Origin of the sequence: Novosphingobium sp. PY1, from assembly GCF_017312445.1 — a bacterium.
GTDB lineage: Bacteria > Pseudomonadota > Alphaproteobacteria > Sphingomonadales > Sphingomonadaceae > Novosphingobium.
Map to the genome: position 1 here is coordinate 166,666 of NZ_BLTI01000006.1, position 22,847 is coordinate 189,512.

Below are 22,847 nucleotides of genomic sequence, written 5' to 3' on the forward strand. Positions count from 1 at the left end.
CGCTGCCCGAAAGGTGCGGTTGCGCGGAGCGGGAACACGAAGGAGTGGGAACGGCTACCCGGCCAGCGCGCGTTGCAGGGCGTCGCGCAGGGACCAGGGTGAGCTGGGCTTTGGGCAGAATTGGGCGTCCGGGTAGCGGTCCCGCAATTGCGCCTCGTCGGCATGGCCGGAGTGGAAGATGATGGGCACGCCGGCAGCATGGAGCCGATCCGCGGCCGGATAGACTTCTCCATCCACCAAACGCACGTCTAGGATTGCACAGGCGGGCATCCCGTGATCGAGTGCCTCCTGCGTGCAAGACAGGGACTCGCAGGTCCGCGAGACCGCGAAACCGGCCTCCTCGACGATGGCTTCCAGGTCGAGCGCGACGATCAGTTCGTCTTCGGCGATGAGCACGGAGCGGGTCATGCCAGCATCACCTTGGGCGGAAGCTGTATGCGCAGCCTATAGCTGTCATCGTTCACTTCTCGCGACAGTTCGGCCTTGAGCTGGCGGGCGGACGTCGTAACCAGCAGCGTTCCGAAGCCGCTGCCCTCCGGTATCTCGACGCTTCCCTGGCTGCGCTCGGTCCAGTTGAGGTCCAGGCCTTCCTCGCCCAGCTCCCATGTAACGACGAGGGCGCCATTGCCGGAGCCGAGCGCGCCGTACTTCGCGGCATTGGTCGTCCATTCGTGAAGGATCAGCGCCAACGAGGAGAGGCAGGAGCGCTCGATGGAGACATCCGGGCCGTGCAACTCGATCCGCGCGTGGCCGTCATAGGGGGCGGTTGTCGTCTCGATCAATGCGCGCAAGGGGATCGACTGCTGGTCGCCCGAAGGCGCGGCCAGCGAATGCGCACGTCCCAGCGCGGCAATCCGTTCGCGCAAGTCCTCGCTGTAGCTGCGCACGTCGTCGTGCGAGCGGCCGGCAGCCGAAATCATGCCGCTGACCACCGCGAAGAGGTTCTTTACCCGGTGGTTCATCTCGCGCAGCATCAGCGCCCTGGTTTCCGCCAGCGCGTATTCCGGGGTCATGTCGATCGCTGCACCCACGAGGCGTTTGGGTTCCGAACTCGATATCAGGCGACCGAAGCTCTTGAGGTGCCGGACGCTGTCGTCCGGCAGCATGACCCGAAACGAGGCTTCGAAATCGTCGTTGGCGGCGCTGGCCTTGCGCAGGCTCGCCTCGATCGTCGCGCGGTCCTCAGGATGGACGTTCGCGAACGCATCGTCGATCCGCACGTCGCCGGTAGGCGGCAGGCCCAGAAGGCGGCGATTGGTGGCGTCGGCGATCAGTTCGCCGCTATCGACGCTGTATTCCCAAACCCCGATGCCGCCGGCCCTGATGGCAAGATCGAGGCGCTCACGCTCGGCGGCCAGATCGTGTTCCATGGATAGCGCCTCGGTGATGTCGGTCAGTACCAGGGTCGCGCCATCGATCGTGCCATGCTGGGTGCGGTAGGGCAGTACGCGCAGCGAGAGAGTGCGCTTGCCGTCTCGCGTGTGCACGCGGCGCTGGACGGGCTCGCCGTGGGTGGCGACGGCGCGGGCATCGTCCAGGTAGTTGCCCTCGTCGAGCCGCGTCGCAACATCGGCGATCGAACGGCCCCGGTCGGTTACCTGCAGCGGGAAGATCGTGGTAGCCGCCTCGGTATAGCTGCGGATGCGAAGATCGCGATCGAGGATGATCACGGCCAGCTCGGTGGATTCGAAGAAATTGCGCAAGTCGGAGTTGGCCACGGTGAGCTGGTCGACCTTGCTCTTCAATTCGTCGTTGACGGTTGAGAGCTCCTCGTTGGTCGATTGCAGCTCCTCGTTCATCGACATCATTTCTTCGTTGGAGCTTTTCAGTTCCTCGTTGGCTGTCTCCAGTTCCTCTACCGCGGTGCGCAGTTTGTGCCGGGTGAGCCGCAGCTCCTCCTCCAGCGCCTCCATGTGATCGTCGCCGCTTTCGATCTCGGACAGATCGGCGGCCGCGAATGGCGCGAATGGGCCCCGGTCGCGGAAGATCAGCAGCAAGGTGCCATCGCCCAGCGGTTCGCCGATGGCCTCGATCGGCTGGACGCCATAGTCGGAAGTGACGTCGACCTCCCGTGCGATGACCCGCTTGCCGCTGTCACGGGCCTGACGCACCAGGGGGCCCAGGACGTCGCGAAGTCCCGGCTTGGCCAGCGAAATTGCGTTCGATCCACCGGTGCGGGTCACCGGAAAGTCGAAGTAGCGGCTGAGCTTGCCGTAGGCGGAGAGCACCGCGCCGTCCTGGTTGACGACCATCGCCGGCGGTGCGTAGCCCTCCGCCAGACGCTTGATCGCCATCCCACCTTCCGATATTTTCATCTTGCCGATGTTCATGGCCGAGCTGGAATTGCGGCTCGGCTGATTGTACTCGTTCGCTGGAAGGTCGATCGGGTAGATGGGATCGCCCGGGGCACGTTCGAAGATATGAGCGTGATGATCCAGCGCTGGGAACATGTTGTCGAAGCGGCCGATACTTTCCGACGGGCCGAGGAACAGGTAGCCGCCCGGCTTGAGCGCGTAATGCAGGATCGGCATGACCGACTGCTGCAGCCGGTCGTCGAAATAGATCAGCAGATTGCGGCATGACACCAGGTCGATGCGCGAGAAGGGCGGGTCCTTGATGACGCTGTGGTTCGAAAAGCGGATCAGGTCGCGGATCTGACCGGCAATCGAGAACCGTTCACCGTGCGGGACTGTCCAGCGTTCGCGCATGGGCGAGGGGATGTCAGCCAGCGCGGCCGCGGGATAGCTTCCCTCGCGCGCGACCTGCAGCATCTGTTCGTCGATGTCGGTTGCAAAGATCTGCACCGGGTTTGCCAGACCCTGATCGCGAGCAGCCTCGGCAAAGAGCATGGCTATGCTGTAGGCTTCTTCGCCGCTGGAACAGCCCGGAACCCAGACGCGAATTTCTTCCTCTGCGTTCCGTTCCTTTAGCAGTGGCTCGACGACCCTGGCGCGCAGGGCCTCGAATATGTCAGGATCGCGAAAGAAGCGGGTAACGTTTATCAACAGGTCGCGGAACAGCGCCTCGCATTCTCCCGGATCGGTGCGCACGCGTTGGACGTAGGCGCTGGCACTGTCGATGCTGAGTACATGCATGCGACGCTCGACGCGGCGGACCAGCGTCGAGCGCTTGTAGCCGGAGAAGTCGTGACCGATGACCTTGCGCAAGGTGGCGCACAGATCGTCGACATGGTCGGCGACGAGCCGGCCCGCCTGATCCTGCGGCTCTCCCGAGCGTCGCTGGAAAAAGGACAGCAGGCAGTCGAGGATTTCGCCGGGGGCCTTCACGTAATCGACAAGACCGGTACCGACTGCTGCAACGGGCATCCCGTCATACCGTGCGGTCTCGGGCTGCTGGACGACGCAGACGCCGCCATGTTCCTTGATCGCGCGAAGCCCGGTCGATCCGTCGGCGCCGGTCCCGGAGAGAATCACGCAGGCGGCATTGGCCTGCTGGTCGGCGGCCAGGGAAATGAAGAAGTCGTCGATCGGACGGCGCAGGCCGCGCGGCTGCGCGAAGTCGGTCAGTTGCAGTTTGCCCTCGCGGATGGCGAGGCCGCGACCCGGTGGGATGATGTAGACGCGCTCGGGCTGCAGTTCCTCGCCGCCTTCGCATTGGAGGACGTCGAGCGGACTCGCTCGATCGAGAAGCTGGGCGAGCAGGCTTTCGTGATTGGGATCGAGATGCTGGACGACCACGAATGCGAGGTTCGTCGGTGGCCGGGCGGCCGAGAGCATTTCGCGCAAGGCTTCCAGACCGCCAGCGGACGCGCCGATCCCGATGACTGGAACACTTGTCCCGGCGTCAGCGCGGTTGCCCGCATCCATGTGTTCGTCGCCCTGGCTCACAGCAAGGAACTGTCATCCAGACCCGCGAGCGAAAGTTTCGCCTGCGCGATCGTTGCCGCCGAGTTGGCGATGGAGGTCAGCGTACCTTCGACGATGATGCCGCTTTCCGCTGCGACGGGGCTCAGCTTGGTCAGGGTCTGGCCGAGGTCGCGATCATAGGCCTGCAGGCGCTCGGGCCGGGCGCGACTGACATCGAATTGCGAGGCGAAGATGTAGCGCGCTTCACCATCCGCTTGCCGCAGCCGCGACATGTAGAGCAGGTTCACGAAGGGCGTGCCGTCCTTGGTGAAATTGAGGATCGGGGTGCGCACGTTCGGGGCGTCCTCGTCGTCGAGGAAGGCCCGCAGCTTTGCCCGTGCTTCGCGGTTATCCGCGTCTTGCTGCAGGACGCGGCAATTGCGACCCGCCAGTTCAGCGTTGGAATAGCCGGTCAGCGCCACGAAGCGTCCGTTGACGAGGATGAGGGGATTGTCACGGGCCGGGGCAGCCAGCGCAAGGGCAACAGGGGAATCCTGAAAGAACGTGCGAAGCTTCTCTGGTACCGTCTCATCCTGCACGCAGGCATCTCCATGTTCCATCGCTCCACACGACGTATCAAAAGTATCCAGATCGATCCCGGTTCCCCGAGATCTGCAGCGCAACAGGTCTTGCTCCAATCGCCGGCGCGCGTCACGAGCCATCTACTCGGTCAGCCTGTGTCGACCGCGTTGTTTCTACGCAGAATTCGCCTGTCGCAGAATTCGCCTGTCGTAGTCGAGCCTTACGTCTCGCGAGGACGCAGCGCGAAAGCGATATCATGGTCCGACGTCTCCGCTGGGATTGCGCAGCAAGTGGCTCTTTGCCAATGGGAAACCCAGTGCGACGGCCACGCGATCATCCCAAGCGTAGGGATCGGCGCGGACCACCGGGGCGCCCTTCGCATCGAACAGGACGGTCTGGTAGAGCAGCCTCACCGGGATTTCGCGCGGCAGCGGCACGAACGTCTCATCGCCCTTGGCGCGGGACTTGCGCCATTGGTCGAGCACGCCTTCGTCGCGGGCGAGCAATTCGGCAAAGCCCAGCGCGTCCTGCACACGCACACAGCCATGGCTGCGTTGCCGCTGCACTTCCTGGAACAGTGACTTTGCCGGTGTGTCGTGCAGATAGATTGCGTGGTCGTTCTTCATGTCGAACTTGACCAGGCCCAGGGAATTCTCGGGCCCCGACTGCTGAACGATCCAGCCGTTTTGCCAGGCCATGTTGTGGCTTTGCAGGTAATCGCCGCCTTTGCCTGCGAACTCCTTTTCCTGGATCGACCGGGGGACAGTCCATGTCGGGTTGGCCACCAGTCGGTAGATTGGAGAACCCAGCTGGGGTGTTTCCCGGCCCGGCTCGCCGACGACGGCCTTGCGTGTGTCGACAACCTTGCCATCGCGCCAGTAAGTCAGCCTGCCCGCAGCGGTATTCACATCGATGCGGGTTGCCGGCGGATCGCGCTCGAGCCAGCGCAGTCGCTCCATGGCAACGGCAAGCGCACGCGCCCTGTCGGTATCCGAGAGATTGAGGATCTCAAGCGCGTCCTTGCCGATGATGCCGTCGGGCTTGATGCCATAGTCGGCCTGCATGCGCTTGACTGCGCGGACCATGTCCGGGGAGTAGCGATTGCCGGTGCCGGACGGGTTGTCCAGATAGTCCGAGGCGGCAAGCTGCCGGGCGACCGCAGCAACGCGTGGATCGCTGTCACCGGGCTCCAGCGGGTCCTCCTCAAGGGGAATCTCGGGGGAGGGGGACGCCTGCTTGTTTTTGAGCTCCATGTAGGCTTTCGACAGGCGGCGATAGGCCGCGCTCTGCGGAGCCAGGCCATTGAGCCAGCTTTCCAGATTCCCGTCGGCCAGGGCCCTCGTCAGCCCCTGAAGGAGATCGGGGTGCGGACGAGGGATGGTGTAGATCTTGAAGAGTTCCTCAGGCGAGGAGGCACCCTGGGCAAGCGCACGGGCGTAACGCAGTGCTTCCTGGGTAAAGGCCTCGCCTGCCTGCGATGCGCCGTCTGCCGCGAAGGTGACGTGATCGAGCCCGTGCACGGCGCGCTGGTCGAGCGCTTCACGCAATTGACGCTGGCTCGATGAACTCCAGCTCAGCTGGCCGGAGCCCGACGCCTGCCCATTGGCATCTCCCGATGTTGCTCCGCAGCCGGCAAGCGTCATGGTCAAGACCATGATCGAAGCGGCAATGACACTCTTTCGCACACGGATCTCCTTGAAAGACCTGTATGTTAACGATTGTGCATCACCGATGTTGCATGGCCGGAAAAGTAACGGCGCGAAGAGTTCAGGCGCGGCCCGCGTAAATCATGCGACCCTTGCCAAGAAACGAGAAGAGATCGTCAAGGTGCGTCTCCCCCACAGCGAAGCATCCCTGGCTGCGTCCCAGCATTCCATGCGTATGGATCATGTCCTCGTTCGCATACCATGCGCTATGCAACACGATGGCGCGGTCTAGAGCGTTGTCGTTCGTGGGATCGAGGCCGATCAGTCGCTGCGATCGGCCATGCTTGCCGACGTAGTAATCGTCGGTCAGAAAGGCGCCCTGGCTGGAGGCATTCGACCCGATAGCGTTCGAAAACCGCTCGACAAAGCCGGTATGGTCGGGGTCCGAGCCGGAACCGTGCGCAACAAGGATCTGTTTTGTCTTGCCATTTTCGATGTCGAGGAAGTGCATCCTTCGCCTCGAAGAGGAAACCGAAAAGTCGACGAGAGCGATTCGGCCATGATCCCGGATCCGTCCCGAATGCGTATCGAGCGCGGCGAGCGCTTTCTCCAGCAGTTTGGGATTTACATCGAACTTCGGCCCGACGGGCGAGTGTCTTGCTACCGCGGGACTGCGCCACGGCTTGGCGGATGCGGAGGGTAGCGCGGGAACCGGAGCGGGTGACGAACGTTTGATCAATGCAGCGGCAGCGAAAGTCGCTCCAGCGAATAGCAAGTTACGTCTGTTGAATTCGGACGGCTCCTTAAACATGCCCTTTATTATGGGGAATTTGTGCGCGCGATTTAAGGCCTAATCTGGCCCGGAACGTGGCTTTTTTCGTGCACTTGTGACCTTAAGCCGATCAAGTGTTCAATTGTGAAACGTGCCTTTCACTCAGATTTCCGACCTGCGATTCGTTCGAATACCTGGATGCGGCAATGTTCGAGCGATGGCGTATTTCTGCTTTACGAAGGGGCTGCAAGCTTCGTGAATGCGTTGATTGCCGATACGATCTGGTCCGAACGGAATGGCTTGGAAAGAAGCGGGACATCCTCGGAACCGGCTGGCAGGTTCTCGCGGCCGTATCCACTGACGAAGGCGAAGGGGATGCCGCGCGCGTGCAGGGTCGCGGCGATGCCTTCCACCGATTCCCCGCGAAGATTGCCGTCGAGGATCGCGCCGTCCGCTTCGGTGCTTTCGATCAGGCGGAGTGCGGACGCGACGGTCGATGCCGAACCTGTGACGATACCGCCGGCATCTTCGATGATTGTCATGAGCTCTATGGAAACCAGCGGTTCGTCCTCGATGACGAGGATCCGCATGTCGGCAAGGGTGCAGACGGGGGCATCGGCTTCTGGCTTGCGCATCGCGTCTCCTTGCGCTTCGGGCTGCTTGCGTGCGGCCCTGGCGGAGGCTGGACAGGGAAGAACGAGTTCCCACTTCATGCCGGCCGGATCGGCGTGCATCGTCGCGCCGCCGCCATCGGCTGCCAGACTGCGTTCGATCATCGTCTTGCCAAAGCCCGTCCGCGTAGGCGCCTCCACGAGCGGGCCGCCGCTTTCCACCCAGTCGAGTTTCAGCCGATCGTCAGCGATCTCCCAGTTCAGCGACACAGTGCCCTCAGGCCCTGAGAGAGCGCCGTACTTGTGGGCATTGGTGACGAGTTCGTGCAGGACCAGCGCAAGGTGCAGGGCGGGTTCGGGCCCCAGGTCGACGTCCGGCCCCTGCGCCTCGACCCGAGCGGGGTCGAAAGTCCCGATCGCGACCTGCCCGGCGATGAGCTGGCGAAGGTCTGCGCCCTGCCAGGTGGCGCTGCTTAGCAGCGAATGTGCCTTTGCCAAGGCGTCGATACGCCCCAGGAAAGTGGTGGAGAAATCCCCCGGGCCGGAGGAAAAGCGCAAGGTCTGGCGGGATATGGCCTGAACCGTGGCAAGCGTGTTCTTCACCCGGTGATTGAGCTCGCCATTGAGCAGGCGCTGCGCTTCTTCGGCCCGAACGCGGTCGGTAATGTCCAGGATCTGTACGTTCACGGAGATCAACTGCCCGGCAGGATCGTAGATTGCCGAACAGTAACATTCGCAGGTCAAGGTAAAGCCGGTCGTTGTCAGAAACCGGAGCGTATGTGTTTCGCGGTTGGCCTTTCCGTCGATCATGTTGCCGACGAGTGCGCTGAACGTGTCGGCATCTTCGGCGCTGAGCCAGCCGATCCGGCTGGCGTTATATCCTTTCACTTCCGCCGCGCGCCAGCCGAACAGGCGTTCGGCACCGTTCGACCAGGCAATCACTTGCTGGGCACTGTCGAGTTCGACGATTGCGAGCGGGGAGTTGTCGCTGTGCGCGGTGAGCCGGGCCAGTGCAGTGGCCAGATCGTCGCGCTGGCGGGCCAGTTCGCGCCGCTGGGCGTACAGCTCGGTGAAGACATTGACCTTGCTGCGCAGGATATGGGTGTCGACCGGCTTGAGGAGGTAATCGACCGCGCCTGCTTCATAGCCGCGAAAGCGGCGGCGTTCATCGGTGGCGACTGCGGTGAGGAAGAGGATCGGGATCGAACGCGTCCGTTCGAGCCCCCGCATCAATTCGGCCAGTTCGAAGCCATCCATGCCTGGCATCTGCACATCGAGCAGCGCCAGTGCGACATCGTGGCAGAGCAGGAGTTCCAGAGCTTCCTCGCCTGATCGGGCCTGCAGGATCTCGACTTCGCCATCAGCGAGCAGGGCATCGAGGGCAACGAGATTCTCGGCGATGTCGTCAACGGCGAGGATACGGATGGGGTCAAGGTGCATGGGTAATCTCTCGCAGCGGCAGGGTGTTGCGACGGTAGATCTTCATGTGATCGTCGAAATCGCCGAAGGCCGGGGAATAGCGCGAAAGGCGCAGGGTCTCCTTGGTCCCGAGCCCCACAAATCCGCCGCGAACGAGTGAGTCCGCGAACAGGCCGAGTGCCCTGTCCTGTAGCGGCCGGTCGAAGTAGATGAGCACGTTGCGGCTGGAAACGAGGTGGACTTCGGAAAAGACCTCGTCACTGGCCAGATTGTGTTCGGCAAAAACGGCGCGCCGGCGCAAGGACTTGTCGAACACCGCGCTACCATAAGCCGCGGTGTAATATTCCGACAGCGATGTACGCGCACCGGACTGCTGGTGGTTTTCGGTGAACTGCGCCATCCGGTCGAGGTCGTATACGCCGGCCTGCGCGCGCTTGAGGGCGGCCGGGCTGATGTCGGTGCAATAGTAGATCGCCCGATCCTCCAGCCCTTCCTCGCGCAGGAGAATGGCGAGTGAGTAGAACTCCTCGCCGTTGGCGCATCCCGCGATCCAGATCTTGATCGAGGGAAAGGTCTTGAGATGCGGGATGACGTTTTCCCGCAGGACGCGGAAATAGCCGGGGTCGCGAAACATCTCGCTCACCTGGATGGTCAGGAATCCCATCAGCTCTGCGAAAGCCGCAGGCTCGCGCAGGATCCGGTGCTGCAGCTCGGAAAGGCTGGTGCAGCGAAACCTCTGCATCGCCCGCACCAGGCGCCGGTGCAACGAACCGCGCGAATAGCCGCGGAAATCGTAATGGTAGTGGCGCCAGATTGCCTCGAGCAGGAGATCCAGCTCGATCTCCTCGTGCGGTTCGAAGGTTTCGATCAACGCGGCATCCATACCCGCACCAGGCTCAGGAGTTTGTCGACGTCGAGAGGTTTGGAAAGATAGTCGCTGGCACCGGCCTCGATGCATTCCTGTTGATCGCGCTCCATCGCCTTGGCGGTCAGGGCGATGATCGGCAGGGAGCGTCCCCACTCGCGCTCGCGGATCTTGCGGGTGGCGGTCAGGCCGTCCATTTCCGGCATCATCACGTCCATCAGAACCAGCTCGACGGGCGTATTGCCGGTCATCGCCTCGTCCAGTGAATTGAGCGCCTCGATCCCGTTGCGCGCGATGCGGACATTGACGCCGTGCGGTTCCAGCACGCTCGACAGGGCGTAGATGTTGCGAATGTCGTCCTCGACGACAAGCACGTTGCGCCCCTGCAGCGCCTCGTCGCGGTTCAGCGACTTGACGATCAACTGCTGCTGCGGCTCGGGGAGGTCGGAGACGACCTTGTGCAGGAACAGGGTGACTTCATCGAGCAGGCGCTCGGGGGACTTGGCGCCCTTGACGATGATCGACTTGGAATAACGGCGGAGCTTGAGCTCCTCTGCTGCGGAAAGGTCGCGGCCGGTATAGACGATCACCGGCGGGAAGGGCATGCTCTCGTCCGCACTCAGGCGTTCGAGTAGTTCCATTCCAGACGCGTCGGGCAGGTTGAGGTCGAGGACCATGCAGTCGAAGCTCTCGCGCTCGAGCATCTCGAAACACTGTGCCGCAGAGAAGGCCTCGACCGTCTCGACATCGCGCGAACCCAGCAGGAGACTGACGCTTTCGGCCTGCTTGGCATCGTCCTCGACGACGAGCACGCGGCGCATGCGCTGCACCATGCGCTGCTCAAGGCTATCGAGCATCTGCACGAGCTGTTCGCGCTGCACCGGCTTGAACAGATAGCCGATTGCGCCGCTGGCAAGTGCGGTCTGGCTCTCGTCGTCGACCGAGACGACGTGCACCGGGATGTGGCGGGTGCGCACATCGCGCTTGATGCGGTCGAGTACGGAAAGCCCGGTGTGATCGGGCAGGTTCATGTCGAGGATGACGGCGCTGGGAATGTATTGCCGGGCGAGCAGGGCGCCTTCGTCGGCGGTGTCGGCGATCAGGGTGGAAAAGCCCTGTTCGCGTACGAGATCGCGCAGGATCCGGGCAAAGACGGGATCGTCCTCGACGATGAGGATCACCCGGCCGTCCGCAGCGAGGCGCTCGCGATCGTCTTCGGGCGCATGGGAAGAGCGGGCAGGCGGACAGGCCGCCGGAGCGGGTTTGTTTCTCGGTGCGGAAGGCTTTGGAGGGGGACGCTGCGCAATCTCCCCTGTCGGGGACGAAAACTTGGCGGGCAGGATGAGCGTGAAGGCGCTTCCTTCGCCCGGCTCACTTTCGACAAAGACTTCGCCGCCCAGCAGGTGCGCCAGTTCGCGCGAGATCGACAGGCCAAGGCCGGTCCCGCCGTATTTGCGGCTGACCGACCCGTCGGCCTGGCGGAAGGCCTCGAAGATCGCGCCTTGTTGATCGGCTGGAATGCCGACGCCGGTGTCATGCACCGTGAAGGCGATCCTGTCATCGTCCTGACGGGCAATGGAGAGGGCAATCCGGCCGCGTTCGGTGAACTTGATCGCGTTGGACAGGAAGTTCTTGAGCACTTGCTCGACGCGCTGCGGATCGGTTTCGAGGGCGAGGTCCGGTTCTTCTATCTCGATGGCGAAGTCGAGGCCTTTGTTCGTCGCCGCCGGTTCGAACAGGCGCCGCAGCTTCTCGGCGATGCCCGAGACGCCGGTAACATGGGGGTCGAGCTCGACCTTGCCTGCCTCGATCTTCGAGATGTCGAGAACGTCATTGATCAGAATGAGGAGGTCGTTACCCGAAGTCTCGATGGTCTGCGCGTGCTTGACCTGTTCCTCGGTCAGGTTGCCGGAGCGGTTTTCCGCCAAAAGCCGCGCCATGATCAGGAGGGAATTGAGCGGCGTGCGCAGTTCGTGGCTCATGTTGGCGAGGAATTCGGACTTGTAGCGGCTGGCCTGTTCCAGGTCTCCGGCCTGTGCCTTGAGCGACTTCTGCGCCCGCGTCAGGTCGTCGCGCTGAACTTCGAGCTGGCGCGCCTGTTCCTCGAGCTGGGCGTTGGTCTGCTCAAGCTCGCTTTGCTGGGCTTCCAGTTCCTTGGCGGAATCCTGAAGCTGGCGGCTCTGCGTTTCCAGTTCTTCGTTGCTGGCGCGCAGTTCCTCGCTCTGGGCCTGAAGCTCTTCGGCTTGCTGCTGCGTCTCGGCGAGCAGTTCCTGCAGCCTTTCCCTGTACTTGCCGGAGCGGATGGCGACGCCCAGCTGACCTTCGATCCTCTCCAGAAATTCCCGCGCATGGTCGATCCGGCCTGCCGGAAGGCCCAGCTCGATCACCGCGTTGACCACGCCGTCGGCATAGGTATTGGCAATCAGCAAGGTCGCCGGTTTTGCCTGTCCAAGGCCCGAACCGAAGTAGAGATAACCGTCGGGGACCTGATCCAGCACGAAGGCGCGCCGCTCTCTGACCGCCTGTCCGAGAAGTCCGTCGCCGATATCGAAACTGGAGGGTATCGGGGCTTCGGCGGGAACGCCGTACGTGGCATGGCGGCGATATCCCTGGCCGTTGCGAATGTAGATCGCTCCGGCGCTGGCTCCGAGATAGCCGGACAGATATCGCAGCGCGGCATCGCCCAGTTCATCCAGTTTCTTCTCGCCGCTGATCTCGCGCGCTAGCCCGACCTGGCCGGCCTGCAGCCAGCGCTCATGCAGGACCGTCAGCCGGTTGCGCACGAACAGATAGCCCACCCCCGCAAGCAGCCAGGTCACCGCGGTGCCGACGCTGCGATTGGTGATGGCAAGCGTCGGGTCGATGCCGGCCGGAGCGAACAGGAAGCCGAGTATGGCCAGCAAGGTTGCTACCGCGGCGATGACGGGCGGCACCAGCGGTGAAGGCGCGACATAGGCCAGCACCACGGGCAGGAGGTAGACCACCCAGACGGCAGTGCCGAGGGGGAAGGTCAGGTCGGCAAGGAAGGGCAGGAGAAGGGAGAGGGCGAGGCCGAAATAGATCAGGGAGGGGTGCCCGGACTTGATCCTGTCCTTCATCCCCAAAACCACACGATGAGCGAGTGAGAAGTACTTCCGACTCCTGCGCGAGGCTTGCGCAGTCTGCCGGTACCTGACGATTGCATGCGAAGAATCCCCTGTGTCGACTGCGCGCTAACGCACAAGATCGGCACGGGTTCCCGCAAATGCGATCAGGCCCTCGATCCGCGCTTCCGGCAAGCGCAGTCCGGGCGGGATCTCTAATTCGCGGCGGTCAACGCTGAGCCGATGCAAGGCCTTGCGGCCATTCCTGCCATGTGCCGCCGAGGGCGCGGAAGAGATCGACTTGAGCGCGGGCCACGCCTTGAGTCGCCTGTGTATAGGCGGCTTCGGACCGGGCGAGGGTGCGCTGCGTGTCGAGGACGTCGAGGGCGTCGATCTGGCCGCGGCTCTGGCGCGCGATGCTCACTTGCGCGGCGCGGTCGGCGGCTTCCCGGGCCGATGCCAGTTGTTCCTTGCGCAGCAGGGCATTGCGATAGGCGGAGAGCGCCGTCTCGGTTTCTTCCAGGGCCCGCAGGACGGTACCGTCGAAGGCGGCAAGGTCTGCCTTGGTATCGGCCTTTGCTTCGCCAATCCGGGCGCGGATCGCTTCCTGGTTGGGGAAGGCCCAGGAAATCAGCGGTCCCAGCAGCCAGCGCAAAGGTCCTCCCGCGAAGATGTCGGTCGCACCCACGGCAGTGGTACCGATCGATCCGCCCAGCGTGATGCGCGGGTAGAGATCGGCTGTCGCGACGCCGATGCGGGCAGTGTCGGCGGCGAGACGGCGCTCGGCCGCCCTGACGTCGGGACGTCGGGCAAGCAGAGCCTGGCCATCGCCGACCGGGATAGGCTGCTGGACATCGGGCGTCGTGGTGCGTTCGCGCGCTGCCTCCGGCAGGTCCTGCGGGGTCTTGCCGGTGAGGGTGGCGAGACGGAAAAGCGCGGCGTCGCGCTGGGCCTGCAACGCTGGGATGGTCGCGGCCTGTTCGTCGCGTAGCTGCGTGACGCGGATGACGTCCAGCTTCTGGTTGAGCCCGCGCTCAAAACGCGCCCCGGTGATGCGCACGGAGCGGTCGAGCAGGTCGACCGTGCGCTGTGCGACGGCCAGCTGCTCTGCATAGCTGGCGGCATCGACATAGGCGCGCACGGTATCGGCCACGACCGTGACCCGGACCGCATCGGCGTCCTCCTGCGCGGCGCTCAGGTCGGCCCGCGATGCTTCGACCCCGCGCGAGACGCGGCCGAACAGGTCCAGCTCATAGGAGACGGAAAGGCCGGCATCGACGGTGCGGCCCTCCCGGTCGGCGCCGGGCAGGGTGCGTGCCTGCGAGGCGCGGCCGTAAGTCCCGGACCCTTCGATAGCCGTCTGCGGCAAGGTCTCCGAACGCGATCCGCGCAGGCTGGCCCGTGCCCGTTCGATCCGCGCCACGGCAACGCGGATATCTGTATTCGCCGCCAGTGCGTCCAGGACCAGGGCATCTAGCACCGGATCGTCGTAGAGCCGCCACCAGTCAGACTGTACCGCGTCTGTCGACACCGCGGACGATCGAGCGCCGATGAATGCGACATCGCCGCGCGGTATAGGTGTGGGCGCGATATAGTCGGGTCCGGCGGCGCAGGCAGCAAGGCTGGTCGCGGCAAGCAGTGCGGCAAGGAGACTGCGTGTTTTCATCAGGGTAATTCCTTTCACTCGGCCGGGGCGGGCAGGGGATGGTTCCCGTGCGATCCGGCCGAAGGACGGCGGCGCAGGCGCTCACCCAGCGCGCGGCACACAACATAGAAGGTCGGGGTGAACAGCAGGCCGAACCCGGTGACGCCGACCATGCCGAAGAACACGGCCGTGCCCAGCGCCTGGCGCAGCTCTGCGCCTGCTCCTTGTGCGATCACCAGCGGAACTGCGCCCAGGATGAAGGCGAAGCTGGTCATCAGGATCGGGCGCAGACGGGTACGTGCCGCAAAGACTGCGGCTTCGACCGGCGACATGCCCTGTTCGTCCTCGGCCTGCTTGGCGAATTCCACCACGAGGATCGCGTTCTTGGCCGCCAGCGCGATCAGCACCACGAGGCCGATCTGGGTCAGGATATTGTTGTCCATGCCCCGGATGTCGACACCCAGCATCGCCGCGAAGAGGCACATCGGCACGATCAGGATGATCGCCAGCGGCAGTGTCAGGCTTTCGTACTGCGCTGCAAGCACAAGGAACACGAACAGCACTGCCATTCCGAAGACGACGCCCGCGGTATTGCCGGCAGTGGTCTGCTGGAAGGCAATTCCGGTCCATTCGTGGCCGTAGCCTGCCGGCAGCGTATCGTCGGCGATGCGCTCCATCGTTGTCAGCGCCTGTCCGGTCGAATAGCCCGGCGCGACGCTGCCATCGACCTCGACGGCGCGTTGCAGGTTGTAGCGCACGACCCGGTAGGGGCCGGTCTTGTCCTCGAAGGTCGCGACCGAGCCGATCGGGACCATTGCGCCCGAATTCGAGCGGGTCTTGAGGTTGGCGACGTCCGCCGTCGTGCCGCGGTAGGGCGAATCCGCCTGTGCAGTGACGCGATAGGTGCGGCCCAGCAGGTTGAAGTCATTGACGAAGGCGGAACCGAGATAGACTTGCAGGGCTTCGAATACGCGCTCCGGCGGCACGCCGAGCATGTCCGCCTTGCGACGGTCGACATCGGCATAGACGCGCGGCGTGTTGAGGTTGAAGAGGGTATAGACCTGCTTCAGTTCAGGCGTCTGGTTCGCCTGCGCGATCATCGCGCCTGCGGCCTTGGCCAGCTCGGCATAGCCGCGTCCGTCCTTGTCCTCCACGATCATGCGGTAGCCGCCGGGAGGGACGATGCCGTTGATCGTCGGCGGGGGCAGCAGGAGGACCTGCGCCTTGTCGAAACCTTGCAGCGCAGCCTGCGCCTGCTCCATGATTCCGGCGTAGGTGACGCCCAGCTTCTTGCGTTCCTCGAAACTCTTGAACGGGAAGTAGATGGCGGCGGCATCGGGGGCTGCTGTGCGTGACGGACCGTGGAAACCGGCAAACATCACCGCGCCGCGCAGGCCCTTGACCGGCAGGATGCGCTTGGCGACTTCCTGCGTCGCCTCGTCGGTGCGCGACAAAGATGAGCCGGGCGGCAGGAAGATGGCAGCCATGAAGTAGCCCTGGTCCTGCTGTGGCACGAAGCCGGTCGGTGTTGCCCAGAACAGGCCGACGGTCGCCGCGATGAGCGCGCCGTAGGTCGCCATCATGCGCAGCGGCTTCCTGACGAGGCGCAGCGTCAGCCCGGCATAGGCCGCACTCATCCGCTCGAACCCGTGATTGAAACGGTCCGCGGCCGACTGGAGCACACGCCTCCAGCGCGGCGCATCGGCGGGCAGGGGATGGCGTTCACGCAGCAGGATCGCCGCCAGTGCCGGAGATAGCGTAAGCGAGATCAGCAGCGAGATGGCCGTCGCGGTGGAGATCGTGACGGCAAACTGCTTGTAGAACGCACCCGAGATCCCGGAGATGAACAGCGTGGGCACGAAGACCGCGCAGAGCACCAGGACGATGGCGACGAGCGCGCCGGAAACTTCGTCCATCGAGCGCCTTGCGGCTTCGATCGGGCGCATGCCTTCCTCGATGTAGCGCTCGACATTCTCGACCACGACGATGGCGTCGTCGACCACGATGCCGATTGCCAGCACCATGCCGAAAAGCGAGAGATTGTTGAGCGAATAGCCGACGGCCGCGAGTATGACGGCGGTGCCGATCAGCGAAACCGGGATTGCCACGATCGGGATGATCGCTGCGCGCCAGTTCTGCAGGAAGACGAGGATGACGAGGACGACCAGCACCACGGCCTCGAGCAGGGTGTGATAGACTGCGTCGATCGACTGTCCGATGAATTCGGTGGGATTGTAGATCACCGAATATTCGAGGCCTTGCGGGAAGGACTGCGACAGCTCATCCATCTGTGCACGAACTGCCTGCGCGGAGTCGAGCGCGTTCGAACCGGGGCGCTGCATCACCGCCATGACCACGGTCGGGTTGCCCGAAAGATAGGTGTTGGTCGTGTAGTCCTGTGCGCCCAGTTCAACCCGGGCCACGTCGCGCACGCGTACCTGCCGGCCGTCCGCATCGGTGCGCACGATCACATCGCCGAACTGTTCGGGCGTCTTGAGGCGGCCCTGCAGTTCGACACCGATCTGGTAGGCGTTGCCGGTATCGAACGGCGGCTGGCCGAGCGCGCCGGATGAAACCTGTACGTTCTGCGCGCGCAGGGCCGAGACGATCTCGCCGGCGGTCAGGTCCAGCGCGGCCGCCTTGCCCGGATCGATCCAGATGCGCATGCCGTAGTCGCGCGCGCCGAACAGGCGCACGTCGCCCACGCCGTCGATGCGGGCGAGCTTGTCCTTCACCTGGGTCAGCGCATAGTTCGAAAGGTAGTCGCGATCGAACGTCCCGTCGGGCGACTGCAGGTTCACCACCATCAGGAAGTCGGGCGAGGACTTGCGGGTGACGACGCCGAGTTGCTGCACTTCCTGCGGCAGGCGCGGTGTCGCCACGGCGACCCGGTTCTGCACCAGCACCTGCGCGGCATCGAGATCCGTGCCGATCTTGAAGGTGACGGTGATTGTCACCTTGCCGTCGCCCGTCGACTGCGAGTCCATGTAGAGCATGTCGTCGACGCCGTTGATCTCCTGCTCGATCGGCGCGGCGACGGTGTCTGCGACGGTCTCGGCGGAGGCACCCGGATATTGGGCGCTTACGGTGACGGTAGGCGGGACGATGTCGGGATACTGGGTGACGGGGAGGCCGATGAACGCAAGCGCTCCCACCACGGTGATGATCACCGCGATGACGCCTGCGAAAATCGGCCGGTCGATGAAGAACCGGGAAAATCGCATGATAATGTGCCCCTGCGATGGGGACGCGCGCCAATCGCGAACGCGTCCCCTTTACGGGTGGATCAGTTGTTGAGAGTTGCCTGCGAGGCCATCGGTACCGATGCGCCCGGTGCGGTGATCGTGTGCGTATCCGCAGCGATCATGCCCCTGCGGGTCTCGACCTTGGCACCGGTGACGGCGGCCTGGTAGTTCGAGATCACCACCCGGTCCTCTTTCGAGAGACCGGAGCGGATTACCCGCAGGCCGTCGACCAGCGGCCCGAGTTCGACCGGCTTGGCCGCAACGGTGCCGTCCTGGCCGACGGTCAGCACCACCTTGCGGGCCTGGTCGGACTGCACGGCATCGTCGGGGACCAGCAGGGCCTTGGCCTTGGCGCCTTCCGCAAGTCGCATGTTGCCGAACATGCCCGGGGTCAGGAAACCCTCGGGATTGTCGAGCACGGCACGCACGCGGATCGTGCCCGAACGCGGATCGAGACCGTTGTCGGTGAAGTCTAGGCGGCCGTTCCACTTGTAATCGGCCTCGTCCTGCAGGCGGACCTGAACCCGCGCCGGTGCATGCCCCTGTTCCTGCTCGCGCCGGGCCTTGAGGAACAAGGCTTCGGAAGCATCGAACGTGAAGTAGATCGGATCGACGGCGTTGATCGTGGTCAGCAAAGTCGCATTGGCGTTGTTGTCTCCCGAGACGAGATTGCCGACATCCACGCGCCGGTCCGAGATGCGGCCGGAAATCGGGGCGCGCACGGTGGTGAACTCGACGTCGAGGGCGCGTTGCCTTGCGCGGGCCTGGGCAGCGGCGAGCGCGGCCTGGGCAGAATGCATGCGGGTGCGAAGCTGGTCGACTTCGCTGGCGGCCATGGCCTCGTCGCCGGAGAGCCCGGCCACGCGGTCATAGTCCGAGCGGGCGAGTGCCACGGCGCTGCGCGCTGCAGCGACGTCTGCCTGCGCTTCGGCAAGGGCGGCGCGGTAGGGTCGCTGATCGACCGTGAACAGCGGCTGGCCCTGGCGAACGAATTCGCCGTCCTTGAAGTGGATCCGGGTAATCGCCCCCGAAACGCGGGGGCGCACTTCGACCGACTGGCTCGGCGCGAAGCGGCCGACGTAGTCGTCCCACTGCGTCACCTCGCGAACCAGCGGGTTGGCGGCCTGAACCTGGGGAACGGGCATCGCCACCGCCTCGGCCGTGGTGTCGTGAAGCAGGCTCCAGGCCGTTCCGGCGCCGACCAGCGCAAAGATCCCGGCAATGGCTGCAAACCGCCGTTTGCGCGACCGTTCGGGGCTTTCACTTGCCTGCCTGAAGGTCCGATCGGGGATGTCGATCTTTGCAGGAAAATTCACGCGGCAAGCCTCCGGAATGGCACACGCATGCGCCCGATGGTATCGATGACGGCGCCGACCTGCGCCTCGCTGTATCCGGCGGCCTGCGCTTCCCGCACGGCCGAAACCGGGAGGGTGTAGCCCTTGTGCCAGGCTTGCACGGCCAACTTTCGCAGTGCTTCGAGCCGCTCGTTCGCAAGTTCCGGCGAGATCGGTTGCGGGCCCAGGATCAGCCGCCCCAGCCAGGACCGCTTGCGCTGCGGCCGCAGGGTTTCGAGGCCGTCGCCGCGAGCGAGTTCGACGATGCGGTGCTCGAGGTCGGACAGTGCAGATACCGAGGGGAAACGCCGGGTGTCCTGTACGGACCTGTTGGCAGGCGCCGCCAGTGCCTCCGGCGCCGCATCGGTGAAATCGATGAAGGCCATGGTTGTACTCCCTGAAATGACCGGCGCGCGCCCCGAGGGGTGGGGGGGAAAGAAGGCGCGCGCCGGCCCGTTCCCGGCGCAAAGGGGGGGCCGGGAAACTTAGATGTATTCAGCCTTCCGCGCAGTCGGGCAGGCGCGCCCGTCATGGCAGCTGGCTCAGGTTCAAAGTGTCGGAGGCCACCCGCGGGGGGAGCGGAGGGCACCGGAAATCAGCCGGGGGGAACCGGTTTGGCAATTTCAGTCATCAGACTTCCTTGCGGTGAGTCGGGTGGCTGCGTTCTGTACTGGACGGTATATATTGCGATGCGCAATTCCGTCAAGCGCATTCTATACTGACCGGTAAATTATTCCTTTAGTGCCTGCAACCTCAAGGTGAAGCCGGAATTTCCGGTTATGCCTGGCCGGGCCATACGTGCCCGGCGAACGGGCGCTTCAGCGGCCGGGCCACATGGCCAGGAAAGTGTCGACGACGGCCTCAAGATCCTTGCGTTCGGCGCCGACCTGGGCCTTGACCGAGAGACCCTGCAGGACCGTGAGCAGGCATTGAGCCAGTGCCTTGGCATCGACATGCTCGGGAAGGTCGCCTTCGGCCTTGGCCTTTTCAAAGCGCTCGACGACGGCAGCCTCGGACGATGCGCGGCGTGCCACGACTTCCTTGCGGATCGATTCTGCCTCGGTCGTGCAGGCGACCGAACTGATGACGCCCATGCAGCCTTGCGGGTCGCTCTCGCCGCAGTGCGTCTTTACCGCGCCGCGCAGAATGCGATTCGCAACTTCACGCGCAGTTGGCGCGTCCAGCGAGGTCTTGATGTAGCACAGCTTGTCGCGCTCGTAGAGGTCGAGGGCCTTCCTGAAGAGGGCTTCCTTGTTGCCGAAACATGCGTAGAGGCTGGGTTTGGTAATGCCCATGGCCTCGGTGAGCTCCGCCATGGAGGCGCCTTCATAGCCATGCTTCCAGAACACGCGCAGGGCGCTCGCCAAGGCTTCCTCGGGATCGAATTCCCGCGGACGGCCGCGTGTTTTGGTTGAGGCTGAGCATTCCATACCGAGTGGTACATAGTGATTGCCCAGCGTCTCGTCCAGTGAAGCCTTCGATGGGGCGCGGGAAACGAGGAGCGTCAGCGAATGAAGCTATGCAGCCCGCAGGTGGAGTGCTGCCCGCATGGCTTGCGAAAAATGCAATCCCCATATTGGTTTTCGCACTTGCACAATTATGCTGCGACGCACAAAAAGGACGGGCCTTTCAGGCATCCTCTCCCAAACTTTTCAAACCCGGTCGATCTGGCCGGGTTTTTCTTTGCCCGACCGATCCGGCCTGACACAAGTCAGGGGCGATAGCGGCAGTCCCTTGTTCTATTCCCTCCGACGATATCGGGCGTAATCGGGGGAGGAATGAACGCGTGGCGGGGGATGACTTCAATTTTATCGTGATCGGCAGCGGTGCTGCCGGCATGGTAGGCGCCATCACTGCGAGTCGCGGCGGGCTGAAACCCATCATCATCGAAAAGGCTGACAGCTGGGGCGGTACCACTGCGACTTCGGGCGGCGTGCTTTGGGTTCCCGGAAACGATCTCATGCAGGGGCAAGGCGCGGGCGAAGATCCGGAATTGGCCCGCAGTTACGTTCATGCACTCCTCGGCGAAGAGGCGGGGGCGCGCGAGATCGCGAAGGCCGATGCCTTTCTGGAGAACGCCCCGCAGATGGCCCGGATGCTGGCGGAGGAGGGCGTCGACTGGATCAGGGCTTCCGAGCACCCGGATTACTATCCGGGCGTGCCGGGCAGCAGCAAGGGCCGCATCATTGAGTCTGCCGCGTTCGACGGTCATCGGTTGGGCGCGCGGTTCAGGTCCATGCGCCTTGCCGATCTTGATCTGCCCGCGATCAACAGCGGCCAGTTCGCGACGCTGACGCGGGCATGGACAAGTCCGCGCCTGTTCGTGGAAGCAGCCCGCACGGTGATCTGCCATCTACTGCGCAAGCTGCGCGGGCAGAAGCCGCTGGGCAACGGGCGCGCATTGGCGGCGTCCTTGATGAATATCGTCCTGAAGCGCGACATTCCGATCCGCCTGTCCACTCGTCTTGTCGATCTGGTGGTGGAAGATGGCGCGGTCACGGGTGTCATCGTCGAGCGCGAAGGGCGGCGTGAAAAGCTCGATGGGCCCGCCGGCGTACTCCTCGCAGCGGGTGGCTTCGCGCAGAACAAGGCGCTGCGGCGAGAGCTTCAGGGGCGCGATCAATCGTGGTCCAACGCCATTCCCGAGGACGAGGGCGATGCCTTCCAAGCTGCCGGTGCCATTGGTGCGGCCAGCGAACTGACCGACGATTGTTGGTGGATGCCCTCGATCCAGATTTCGCCGGAACTGAATGGCCTCGTCCTGGCATTGCGCGCCCTGCCGGGTAGCATCATCGTCAACGCGTGCGGCGAGCGATACATGAACGAAGCGCGATCCTACATGACGACGGGCCGGGTCATGTATGAAAACGGTGCGGCCAGCGAACGGCATTGGCTCATTCTCGATGGCAGGTTCCTCAAACGCTACATCTTTGCCGACGTATCCAAGAAGGCGATCCGCAAGAAGATGATGGACAACGGCTATCTCAAGCGGGCGGACACGATCGCGGATCTTGCCGGTCAGTGCGGCATCGATCCCTCCCAACTGGAGGCGACGGTGGGACGGTTCAACCAGTTTGCCCGCGCCGGGAAGGACGGGGACTTCGGCAGGGGTGAGACGGATTACGACCGCTACTGGGCCGATCCCGCGCATAGCCCGAATCCCAGTCTCGGCGAGATTTCCAGGCCCCCGTTCTGGGCCGCGGTCATCAGGCCCGGCGACCTTGGTACCAACGGCGGCATCAAGACGGACTGCCATGGCAGGGTCTTGAATGTCGAAGGCCGCCCGATCGCAGGTCTTTACGCTGCGGGCAATAGTAGCGGTTCGCCCTTTGGCCATGCCTATCCCGGCGCGGGCGCGACGATCGCAGCTGCGGCAACCTTCGGTTACCTCTCCGGCAGTTTTGCGGCGCGCCGCAACAGTAACGTCGCTTAGCCGGCGGTCGCGCTGCGTGGTCTCAGAGGCGTGGCATGCCCCTGATATCGATAGCCCGGAACACGGGAGGGAACACGGGGCTTGTCTCGAGGATTGACTGCAGGATACCATGTGAAAAAAGGGAGACGAGTCATGGCTGTCACAAGATCCCGGAATGCAGCGAAAATGCTGATTGCGACGAGTGCACTTCTCACCGTCGCTGCCTGCTCGCAGGAGACCGCCGAGTACAAGGCGGACGTCAAGGATGAAAGCGGAGGCCAGCTGATCGTCCAGGATGCCGATGCAACCGGTGTTCCGGTCGACCTGCCCGATACGCCGATGACCCCGGTCCCGCCCAGCGAAGCCGCGAATGGGGCTGCGGGGCAATAGGCCCTTTCGAACTTCCCGAGCCTGTCTTACGAAAAGG

At 63.9% G+C, this 22,847-nt stretch carries 15 protein-coding genes; 2 read left to right on the top strand and 13 right to left on the bottom strand.

Annotated elements, in window-relative coordinates; translation table 11 throughout:
- Positions 1 to 54: 54 nt before the first annotated feature.
- The 13 genes from J3474_RS08865 to J3474_RS08925 all read right to left on the bottom strand — a co-directional run bounded on the left by J3474_RS08865 (position 55) and on the right by J3474_RS08925 (position 20,438).
- Complete coding sequence (locus J3474_RS08865; RefSeq protein WP_013836468.1) at positions 55 to 408, bottom strand: response regulator; 354 nt, start codon at positions 406 to 408, stop codon at positions 55 to 57.
- Positions 405 to 3,827 (bottom strand): CheR family methyltransferase, encoded by a 3,423-nt coding sequence (locus J3474_RS08870; protein ID WP_207093849.1) that lies wholly within the window; start codon positions 3,825 to 3,827, stop codon positions 405 to 407. Before J3474_RS08870 ends, J3474_RS08865 begins: the two co-directional genes overlap by 4 nt.
- Positions 3,828 to 3,844: 17 nt before the next feature.
- The gene (locus J3474_RS08875) at positions 3,845 to 4,426 is read right to left on the bottom strand and encodes a PAS domain-containing protein (RefSeq protein ID WP_207093850.1); all 582 of its coding nucleotides are present in this window, start codon (positions 4,424 to 4,426) and stop codon (positions 3,845 to 3,847) included.
- Between the two features lie 216 nt (positions 4,427 to 4,642).
- Complete coding sequence (locus tag J3474_RS08880) at positions 4,643 to 6,073, bottom strand: L,D-transpeptidase family protein (protein WP_242528291.1); 1,431 nt, start codon at positions 6,071 to 6,073, stop codon at positions 4,643 to 4,645.
- Positions 6,074 to 6,155: 82 nt separating this feature from the next.
- Positions 6,156 to 6,845, bottom strand: coding sequence for a murein L,D-transpeptidase catalytic domain family protein (locus J3474_RS08885; protein ID WP_207093851.1), 690 nt, complete (start codon positions 6,843 to 6,845; stop codon positions 6,156 to 6,158).
- Positions 6,846 to 7,039: 194 nt separating this feature from the next.
- On the bottom strand, positions 7,040 to 8,857 hold the full coding sequence (locus J3474_RS08890; RefSeq protein ID WP_207093852.1) for a response regulator: 1,818 nt from the start codon (positions 8,855 to 8,857) through the stop codon (positions 7,040 to 7,042).
- Positions 8,847 to 9,719 (bottom strand): protein-glutamate O-methyltransferase CheR, encoded by an 873-nt coding sequence (locus J3474_RS08895; RefSeq protein WP_207093853.1) that lies wholly within the window; start codon positions 9,717 to 9,719, stop codon positions 8,847 to 8,849. The genes J3474_RS08890 and J3474_RS08895 overlap by 11 nt, the downstream gene beginning before the upstream one ends.
- Positions 9,704 to 12,799, bottom strand: a complete 3,096-nt coding sequence (locus tag J3474_RS08900) for a response regulator (RefSeq protein ID WP_207093854.1) — start codon at positions 12,797 to 12,799, stop codon at positions 9,704 to 9,706. The genes J3474_RS08895 and J3474_RS08900 overlap by 16 nt, the downstream gene beginning before the upstream one ends.
- A 214-nt stretch (positions 12,800 to 13,013) precedes the next feature.
- A complete protein-coding gene (locus J3474_RS08905) occupies positions 13,014 to 14,450 on the bottom strand; it encodes an efflux transporter outer membrane subunit (RefSeq protein WP_207093855.1) in 1,437 nt (478 codons plus the stop codon).
- Between the two features lie 14 nt (positions 14,451 to 14,464).
- Entirely contained in the window at positions 14,465 to 17,653 is a 3,189-nt protein-coding gene (locus J3474_RS08910) for an efflux RND transporter permease subunit (protein WP_207093856.1), read from the bottom strand.
- Positions 17,654 to 17,715: 62 nt separating this feature from the next.
- Positions 17,716 to 18,990, bottom strand: a complete 1,275-nt coding sequence (locus tag J3474_RS08915; RefSeq protein ID WP_242528292.1) for an efflux RND transporter periplasmic adaptor subunit — start codon at positions 18,988 to 18,990, stop codon at positions 17,716 to 17,718.
- A complete protein-coding gene (locus J3474_RS08920) occupies positions 18,987 to 19,394 on the bottom strand; it encodes a hypothetical protein (RefSeq protein WP_013836457.1) in 408 nt (135 codons plus the stop codon). The genes J3474_RS08915 and J3474_RS08920 overlap by 4 nt, the downstream gene beginning before the upstream one ends.
- Positions 19,395 to 19,826: 432 nt before the next feature.
- On the bottom strand, positions 19,827 to 20,438 hold the full coding sequence (locus tag J3474_RS08925; protein WP_013836456.1) for a TetR/AcrR family transcriptional regulator: 612 nt from the start codon (positions 20,436 to 20,438) through the stop codon (positions 19,827 to 19,829).
- A 356-nt stretch (positions 20,439 to 20,794) separates the two neighbouring features.
- Between J3474_RS08925 and J3474_RS08930 the strand changes: the two genes are divergently transcribed.
- Positions 20,795 to 22,441: an FAD-binding protein gene (locus J3474_RS08930; RefSeq protein WP_242528293.1), complete on the top strand. Its 1,647-nt coding sequence runs from the start codon at positions 20,795 to 20,797 to the stop codon at positions 22,439 to 22,441.
- A gap of 165 nt (positions 22,442 to 22,606) precedes the next feature.
- Positions 22,607 to 22,810 carry a hypothetical protein gene (locus J3474_RS08935; protein ID WP_242528294.1) on the top strand — a complete coding sequence of 68 codons (204 nt, stop codon included), beginning with the start codon at positions 22,607 to 22,609 and terminating at the stop codon, positions 22,808 to 22,810.
- Positions 22,811 to 22,847 lie beyond the last annotated feature (37 nt).